Genomic DNA, 6330 nt, shown 5'->3' with positions numbered 1-6330 from the left:
ACCGCAAGGTGGTCATCGATCTCGGCTGCGGGCCGGGCAACACCTTTGCCAAGCTGGGCGGAAAGCCGAAGTTGCAAATTGGCGCCGAGGCACTGTCTGGCGTGGTGGGGCCGTGAAATGGAAATACCGCTCGGCAACATGCTGTCCGGGCGCCGGCCATCGATGCCGACCAGCGCGCTGTCATTGATGTGCGTGACTAGGCGGCGGGGCGATTCGTCACCGGCTGCTTGTGCCGGGCGTGGATCGAACTGGGCATCGAGCACAGCTTCACGCGGCCCTACCGGCCGCAGACCAACGGCAAGGCCGAGAGGTTCATCCAGTCCGCGTTGCGAGAGTGGGCCTACGGCTGGACCTACCAGAACTCAGCCCATCGAACCGATGCCCTGGCAAGCCGGCAGCACCACTACAACTGGCATCGCCCTCACAGCGGCATCGGCGACGTCGCGCCCATGTCCAGACTCAACTCGTCAAGAAACAACCTCTTGACGCTTCACATCTAGACAGGCGCCAAAGTCAACAATTTCTTCGCCTTGCGCGCAGCACAGTTCGAACTTGTGCATCTGACAGGGCCGTGGGTGATCCTCCTACCGAAACCCCGATGTGCCCGGGAAAACGCCTGCTCTCCACCTAGGAAGGAATCGCTAGGATTTGGAGGTCGCCGTGCTCGGCGCTGCACGCCTTCAAAAGCGTTGCGGAGTAGTGTGTTCTTTTAGCCAGAGAGGAAACCAGTTCATGCTTCCCGACCTGCTGCCCTTGCGTTACCGCATCCAAGCCTATCGGCGCAAGTTCCTGATCAATGAAACCGAGAACCTCTTCATGGGTTCGTTCGAGAGCTTTGCGGCCGCAGAGGCTGGTGCGCCAAATTCGAAGGCTGTCGGCTACAGCAACGCCAAGGCGGCTGGTGAGCTCTACAGCCATCAAATTTATTTCTACGACTATCCGGGCCTTTTCTGGCTCGGAAGATCGTTCGACGATGGTATGAGGCGCGTGTTTGATCTGGGTGGAAACGTGGGAATAAAGTATTACGCGTTTCGCCGTGTTCTGCCTTATCCCGATGACCTGCGCTGGACAGTCTGCGACGTCCCCGGCGTGGTGCAAACAGGGAAAGAGCTGGCCGTTCAGCGCGACGCGCCCGCCCAGATGGACTTCACCACCAATTACAGCGATGCAAGCGGCTGCGACGTGCTGTATGTCTCGGGCAGCCTGCAGTATTTGCCGCAGCGCATCTCCGAGATTCTGTCCCATCTCTTGGTAAAGCCGAAACGCATCGTGCTGAACGCGACGGCCGCGCACCCCGAACGCACGCTCTACACGATCAACAGCATCGGCATTGCGTTCTGCCCCTATCGCATCCAGCACGTCGAGGAACTGTGGGCCGAGCTCAGGGAGGCTGGCTACAAGCGCCGCGATGCCTGGCGCAACGAGGGCAAGCCAATCGAAGTGCCATTCGTCGAGGGTGGCGACAAGCCATACTACGTGGGCTGCTGCTTCGATTTGGCTTGATGTAGGTATCAGCTCTAGAAGACCGTAACTCCTTTCCCCGCTTGCGGGGAGGAATCTGCCGACATCAACATGCTGAGAGATGCGAGGCGCACCCGAGGTGCGGCGAGGGTGCTTACGCCTAAAGTCGTCCGGGCGGCGGTCGGTCGGGTCGTCTATAGATGCAGATGCGGAGGGCCGGAGATGCAGCCAACGGCTGAGTAGGGCAGCGGTGATTGCAACACCAATCAGCAGCGATCTTTGTCTTTGAGCTTCGCTACAACGCTGCTCATGGGCACGCTCGACAATCTCGCCGGTACGCCAGCCATCCTGGAAATCGCGAAACTGCCGGTAGAAATCAGCGCAGCCCGATAGACCGGCGGAGATCGCCACTCACAACAGAATGCGCCGGCACGATGATGCGATGCCTCATCTTCTCCCTCTCGACTGCGAACAACGCGCGTCCCGGTCCGTCAGGACTGGCCAGCGCGCATCGATGCTTGGCCTGCGCCGCTCAACTGGCAAAGTAAAGACCACTGAACGTCGGAGCGCAGCGCTCGGGAAACCCCGGCAGGTACAACGAACGCTCCTGAACCTGCCACTGGTCGCGCAGGGTGTAGCCCAGCGCTTCGATCTTCTGGATGAAGCTTTGGCGGTTGTAGACATGCAATGGCGCAAAGCAGCCGGCACCGATGTTCTGTGCCGTGACGTAGTCCTCGCCGTCGTAGAGGGGCAGTTTGTTCAGCAGGACATGCCGTGGCCGCCTCTCGCATTGTTGAAGCAGATCGCCGGGATGCGAATCCTCGAAATATTGCAGGGAGCCTGCAGCGATCCAGATGTCATTGCCGTCCAGCGCCGGTGCCAAATCGTCGGTAAAGCTCAGTCCATTGGCCTCGGACTGGCTGGCCAGTTCTCGTCCGATGGACGCGATCGCGGGGACTTCGACGACGCGCCAGGACAGCGCCGCAGGCATCTCGAAGTACCGGCGATAGGCGTGAAAGTGAACTCCGACCGAACCACCAATGTCGACTACCTTGGTGGCGCCGACTCTGAAGGCGCGTTCGAGCCACCACATTACTGGGTAGTCGTATGCAAACACCTTCTTTGTACGGACGTTCACGTACTCCTCCGCCAAAGCGGCATGGTCGAATTCCGGCCCGGTAGGCAGCCAGTCTCGCGCTTCCTCGAAACTGTTGAACACACCGAAGTAGCTGCCGAACCCGGCCTCTGAAAAAAATCGCTGGCGTCGCCAGCGCTGCAAGGCTGGTCGCGTGACCGGCCCCTCCAGGATTTGACGAACGACTTGCGACGCGCTGGAGTAAGCCATGTTTCCCTCCGTCCTTTCGATATCGACGCCTGCTTTGTATGCGATCAGCGGGCCGTTTCGATCTTCGTGACGACGATCTTACCGTCGATCTTTTCCGCCTGAAAGCGGACCTTGGCGCCGGTCTCGAGCTTGTCGAGCATGGCGTCGTCCTTGACTCCGAACACCATCGTCATGCCGGGCATGTTGAGGTTGTTGAGCGGACCATGCTTAACACCGCTCGATCTTGCGCGGACATACCGGCGTGCGGTGGCAGGCCTGGCAAGATTCGAAGCAGCGCCGCTTTTTCTGCCTCTGAAATGTTGGATTGAATTTCAAGACCCGAAGTCGGCAGCTTTATGAGCTTCTTTTGGAGCTAGGCGTAGTCCTCGGTCTCTCGCAGACTCGGGCAGATGGACTTGGCAATGAGCCGAGTGAAGTCCCGGACCGTTTGAAAGCATCGCATCAGGTCGCGGTGGGCTTGCCGCTCGGAGCTGGTCAAAATAGTTCCTCGACCATGATCGTTCTCGCCATGGCGCGAAACCCGTGAGCTGTCATCTCTGTGTTGTCGAAGCCCATGCGCCGCAATGCAGTGTTAACCGTGTTGTCGGACATTGGTCGCTCGGCCGTGAGCAAGCTGGGGAATACATAGCGGCCATGTCCCGTCAGCACCTGCATGCGCTTCAGCGATGCAACAGCCTGTGGGGCAAGCGGGACCATGTGGGGCTCGCCGTTGAGCTTCGCTTGCTTTGTTCGCTTCATTGAAGCGGCCAGAATGATGACTTGGCAATTTTCGACGTCACCCCATGCCCATTCCGTTCAGTTTGCTTTCCACTCGGCGTAAGGGATCAAGCAAAACGCTGGCTGTGATGTCCCGAAGCGGAAGTCCGCCTATCCAGGGAAAGAGATTGCTTTCCTGTAATCCGCAGCCACTTGGTGCTGTGCGCTTCGCTCCAGCCCTTGATTTTGACGGCGTGGAACTCGCGAGCCACCTTTCCGTAGGTTGTGACCGCGTTGACGCGAACGGCGGCCTTGTCGAGTCGACGGCGCTGAGTCGGATCAACTCCGGTCTGAAGGACCTTGCGAGCCTCATCGCGGCTGGCTCTCGCATCTTTGAGCCTGACGGTTGGGTAGCTGCCGATTGCGAGGCGCTTTTCCTTTCCATCGAACGAGTACTTCCAAAACCAACACTGCGAGCCGTTTGGTGCAGTTCCGAGATAGAGATTTCCTCCATCGTTAAACCGTGCTCGTCTCTTCTCGGGCGGCACGTCGCGTTCTTGCAGCTGAGTTCTGTGAGTCTAGGGGAACAGGAGAGGCATTTCGGAGTGAGGCATTTCGGAGTGAGTATGCCAATGTTCCCCGGCGTGTGCCCCGGAATCGCGTTGGATTCGTTCGGAAACAATCGGAAGACTTAGGAATCGCGGTCCTCTCTAAGTCTTTGACTATTAATGACTTTTAGGGAGCGCTAGGACCGGTTTGGACCTTTGATTGGAGCGGGTGAAGGGAATCGAACCCTCGTATGAAGCTTGGGAAGCTGCCGTTCTACCATTGAACTACACCCGCATTTTGCAACTCGCTGATGCACAACGAGCTTTCGGCCCCAAGTGCTTGATCGGCATAGGACGATCAACTTCTCGGCATCGATTGGTTTACCCGATCTCACCCCGATAGGCTTGGCACTTCAGCCTGGGTTTCGACATAGCTTTTTGAGGAAACTACGCTGCACCCACCGTCGAGGGGCATGCCTGCGCCAACGACGACAGCTGGGAGTATAGGTCCATGCTCTTCGATGTCCGCGCCATCAAGCAGCCGCAGCTTCGAGGAAATCGCCCAAGGGCTGCGATGCCGCTTTTACAGGCGCCGTGTCGCGGGGCAGGCGTAGCAAGGTTCTCCGGCGATGCGCACATGCTTTTCCACCGTCTTATCCACCGCAATGGTGGAGAACTCGCCCTCTGTGATGGATGCAGTGGATGGGGCACGGAGCAAAGTTGTACACATTTGGTAGTACATATCGGAAATAACTACTCTCACATCAATCGCAATCCCCCTGCGAATCGAACAAAGGGCTGCGCGAACGCTGGCGACTGGCCCACCGCCGCGATCTCAGCCAGGCCTTCTTCGGTGATGCGGGTCACGGTTGCTACCCTCTCCACGGCATGCCGCACCCGCGACTTGATGGTTGCGAACTCAGCCTCGATCAGGCCGGTGGCCAGAAGCACCGAGACCTGGCGGACTTCCTCCGGGTCGGTGACACGGACAGGCAGCTGCACCCGTTGCAGCCTCAACAGAAGAAATAGGGGCATTTGATTCTCCGATCCGGCTTGCGTAGACGCTTCTACTGCCGGCCATGGGGGTTGGTTGGTTTTAATGTGAATTTTTCGCATTTACCCAAACCCCTGCGTCGGGGAAAGTCGATCGCCCATGTAGGCCGCGCCGCCATCCCCTGCGTACCCAGTTTTCGAAGCCGGTCCGTCAGCGCAGAAACACGTGTTCCATGAACTGCCTGATCGGGTACTGGATCACGGTTTCCACCCTGGCCGGCAGTTCCAGCGGGCGCATCAGCATCTTGAGCGTGGCCCCGGGGCTGAGGTTGGTGCGCACCGTGCCGTTGATGCGCGCGCCCAGTTGCCGGATGTAAGCCGAATCGCAGGCCCGCTCGGGTGATCGGACGCGCACCGCGTGGCGAACGGCGCACTCGGCATCCTCGCTTTTGAGCTCCAGCGTGCGCCGGCCAATGATGCGCAGCACGCGGATCCGGCCCAATTTTTCTTCTTGCCGATAGCGCCGAAAGAATCGGTAGAAGTGCTTGTAGTGGCTGACCTCGTCGGCTGCGATGCGGCCCGCCAGGTCGCGCAGCACCGGCTCGCTGGTGGCGCGGGCCAGGGCCCGGTAGTAGCTGGCGGTGCCGGTCTCGACCACGCAGCGCGCGGCCAGTTCGAGTCCGCGCGTCGGGGAGAGGAGTTCGACCTTGCAGTAGGTGGCGTATTCCTCCAGAAAGCCGCGGTAGGCGGTTTCCCAGTCGAATTCGGGCCAGACATGGGACACATAGGCGCGCAGGGCCCGGCCGTGCTGCAGTTCCTCGGCTTCCCAGTGGTGGGTGAGCCAGGCCGTGACTTCGTCGTCGCCGCGGAAAAAGTCGACCAGGTTCTGTGTGTAGAGGTCCGACCCGCTTTCGATGAACGAGGCGGAAGCAACCAGGTAGAAAAGGTTCTCGTCCTGGCGGACCTCCGCTCGCGCAATGCGCGAAAAGTCCAGATCCTCGATCTTCCAGTGTGCCGCCTCTTGGCCTGCCATGCGTGCTCCTTGATTCACCTTTGAAACGAATAGGACGAAGCCCGGCGCATTTGGTTCTGCGTGCTAATGCTCATATCAGTTTCGGGATTCCGGGCGCCGGGCGGTGCCGCTCCCGGCTGCGGGGGCTGCGGCCCGGTGGCCAAACCTATAATCGTTTGTTCAAGCAAATCAAGCAGTCAGGTCGGTTCGACGCCGTGGTTTCGACGAGAGGGTCGCCATCGCCAGGCCGCCCTCGACAGCAGACGAAATCCAAA

General features: G+C 59.5%; 6 protein-coding genes, 1 tRNA gene and 2 pseudogenes. 2 read left to right on the top strand and 7 right to left on the bottom strand.

Annotation, left to right across the window (positions count from 1 at the left end; all coding sequences use genetic code 11):
- Positions 1–233: 233 nt before the first annotated feature.
- Positions 234–500, top strand: a pseudogene (locus tag ACJ7Z0_RS05950) (integrase core domain-containing protein); the annotation flags it as partial.
- A gap of 232 nt (positions 501–732) precedes the next feature.
- Entirely contained in the window at positions 733–1503 is a 771-nt protein-coding gene (locus ACJ7Z0_RS05945) for a TIGR04325 family methyltransferase (RefSeq protein WP_434789079.1), read from the top strand.
- Positions 1504–1993: 490 nt separating this feature from the next.
- Here the strand turns inward: ACJ7Z0_RS05945 and ACJ7Z0_RS05940 are convergent, their stop codons facing one another.
- From ACJ7Z0_RS05940 to ACJ7Z0_RS05910, 7 genes and pseudogenes are all read right to left on the bottom strand, one after another.
- Positions 1994–2806 carry a methyltransferase, TIGR04325 family gene (locus ACJ7Z0_RS05940; RefSeq protein ID WP_434789078.1) on the bottom strand — a complete coding sequence of 271 codons (813 nt, stop codon included), beginning with the start codon at positions 2804–2806 and terminating at the stop codon, positions 1994–1996.
- A gap of 44 nt (positions 2807–2850) precedes the next feature.
- Positions 2851–3111, bottom strand: coding sequence for a copper-binding protein (locus ACJ7Z0_RS05935; protein ID WP_434792617.1), 261 nt, complete (start codon positions 3109–3111; stop codon positions 2851–2853).
- 169 nt (positions 3112–3280) lie between these two features.
- Positions 3281–3571, bottom strand: a pseudogene (locus ACJ7Z0_RS05930) (tyrosine-type recombinase/integrase); the annotation flags it as partial.
- A gap of 59 nt (positions 3572–3630) precedes the next feature.
- On the bottom strand, positions 3631–4050 hold the full coding sequence (locus ACJ7Z0_RS05925) for an integrase arm-type DNA-binding domain-containing protein (protein WP_434789077.1): 420 nt from the start codon (positions 4048–4050) through the stop codon (positions 3631–3633).
- A gap of 221 nt (positions 4051–4271) precedes the next feature.
- A tRNA-Gly gene (locus ACJ7Z0_RS05920) sits at positions 4272–4345 on the bottom strand.
- A gap of 464 nt (positions 4346–4809) precedes the next feature.
- A complete protein-coding gene (locus ACJ7Z0_RS05915) occupies positions 4810–5085 on the bottom strand; it encodes a hypothetical protein (RefSeq protein ID WP_431130664.1) in 276 nt (91 codons plus the stop codon).
- Between the two features lie 169 nt (positions 5086–5254).
- On the bottom strand, positions 5255–6076 hold the full coding sequence (locus tag ACJ7Z0_RS05910) for a ferritin-like domain-containing protein (RefSeq protein WP_434789076.1): 822 nt from the start codon (positions 6074–6076) through the stop codon (positions 5255–5257).
- Positions 6077–6330 lie beyond the last annotated feature (254 nt).

The sequence above is a fragment of the Variovorax palleresanus genome, from assembly GCF_051144945.1.
Classification (GTDB): Bacteria; Pseudomonadota; Gammaproteobacteria; order Burkholderiales; family Burkholderiaceae_C; genus Variovorax; species Variovorax paradoxus_S.
Note: the sequence above shows the minus strand (reverse complement) of the source record. Positions and strands in the feature narration are given on the sequence as shown.

Excerpts from the sequence above, each read along its gene's own strand:
- ACJ7Z0_RS05945 (WP_434789079.1), top strand. The coding sequence starts at position 733 with ATGCTTCCCGACCTGCTGCCCTTGCGTTACCGCATCCAAGCCTATCGG.
- ACJ7Z0_RS05940 (WP_434789078.1), bottom strand. The coding sequence starts at position 2,806 with ATGGCTTACTCCAGCGCGTCGCAAGTCGTTCGTCAAATCCTGGAGGGG.
- ACJ7Z0_RS05915 (WP_431130664.1), bottom strand. The coding sequence starts at position 5,085 with ATGCCCCTATTTCTTCTGTTGAGGCTGCAACGGGTGCAGCTGCCTGTC.
- ACJ7Z0_RS05910 (WP_434789076.1), bottom strand. The coding sequence starts at position 6,076 with ATGGCAGGCCAAGAGGCGGCACACTGGAAGATCGAGGATCTGGACTTT.